The organism is Moorena sp. SIO3I6, from assembly GCF_010672095.1.
Map to the genome: position 1 here is coordinate 1 of NZ_JAAHHU010001216.1, position 1,544 is coordinate 1,544.

The window sequence follows — 1,544 nt, forward strand, 5'->3', positions numbered from 1 at the left end:
GTAAGCATTCAGGTGATGGGGTTGACAAAAAGGGAAGGATGAGTAGTAGTGTAGAACCATGGAAATCAAACCGCCAGCTATCCCAAATAGCTTTGAAGCTCTGGAACTGCTGCCCCAATCAGTTCTGGTGGAGCTGGTGCTGCAACAGCAACAAGTGATTGAACAACTGATTGGGGAGGTGGAACGCCTCAAAAGTCTGTTGAACAAAGACAGCCAGACTTCATCAAAACCCCCATCAAGTGATTTAATCAGAAGGTCAGAAAAAAAACCGTCGAAGGAATCAGATTCGCAGAAACGAAAACCAGGAGGACAACCAGGACACAAAGGGAAAACCCGAAAAGGATTTGGGCGGGTTGACCGATATGTAGTAGTCGAACCTCAAAGTTGTCCGATCTGTCAGGGAAATCAGTGGGAAAGTAGGGATTGCTCAACCCGAAGCTATGTGGTGGCTCAACTGGTAGAGCATCCGATCGAAATTGTAGAGTACCAGCAGAGGCGACGGATATGTAATCACTGTGGGACTCTGGTTGGGGGAGAGTTACCCGAGAATGTCATTGCAGGACAAGACTTGTCAGCTAACTTGCAGGCAATGCTGGTTTGGTTGGGACACTACGGTCATTTGTCTTATCAAAAGCAACAGGAATGGTTGCAAGAGTTTGGGAACATCGAGGTAAGTTTAGGAACTTTAGAAGCCACCACCCGGCGAGTCGCCTCTGCCGTTACTCCACATGTGAGTGAATTAAAAGAGTGGGTCAAGAATCAAACTCATGTCCACGTTGACGAGTCTCCATGGTTGGTCAATGGGGTGAAAGAATGGATGTGGGTGCTTTCAGGATACGGATATAGTTTGTTTCATGCCGGGGACACTCGTTCAAGAGCCGAACTTGAATATCTACTTGGTCAGAGTTTTGCAGGAGTCCTCAGTTCCGACGATTTTAGCGTCTACAACGGTTATAAAGTTGCAGCTCAACAAAAGTGTCTGGCTCATCTACGACGACATTTTCAGCAAGTCGCTCGTCTGAAACAGCCTCACCAACAAGGCTTGGGTCAAGCCTTTATTGAGTTGATTGATGAAGCCTTTGCCCAACACCGTCAGTGGCGTGAGACTGGTGAGGCATCAGTTTATGCTTCTTGGGCTGAGTCTTTCAAGGGGCGAGTAACTGAAGCAATTGAGAGCTGGAGTTCAAGAGCTGGTCATGCTGCGGGGTTGTTGCTCAAGTCTTTGAGGCACAAGTCCGAGCAATGGTGGTATTTCCTAGACTACCCACAAGTCCCACCCGATAATAATCGGGCAGAGCGCTCTTTGCGTTTGGCAGTGACTAAGCGTAAAGTCGCAGGGGGGTCTCGCTCCTGGAATGGGTTTGAGCGTTCAGCAACATTATTAAGTGTGATTCAGTCTTGTCGTGCTCAAGGGCGTAATACCATAAAGTTCCTGAGTCAGGCTGTGTCCTTAGCAGTCAGGCAGCGTTCTCACGAATTGTCTCTGATTCCGCTTTTGAAGTGAGTGGGGTGACTTTGTCAATCTCTACACCTGAATGCTTACG

General features: G+C 48.1%; 1 protein-coding gene. It reads left to right on the top strand.

The window, feature by feature from the left end:
- Positions 1–58: 58 nt before the first annotated feature.
- On the top strand, positions 59–1,504 hold the full coding sequence (locus F6K49_RS47835; protein ID WP_293084187.1) for an IS66 family transposase: 1,446 nt from the start codon (positions 59–61) through the stop codon (positions 1,502–1,504).
- The last annotated feature ends 40 nt before the right edge of the window (positions 1,505–1,544 follow it).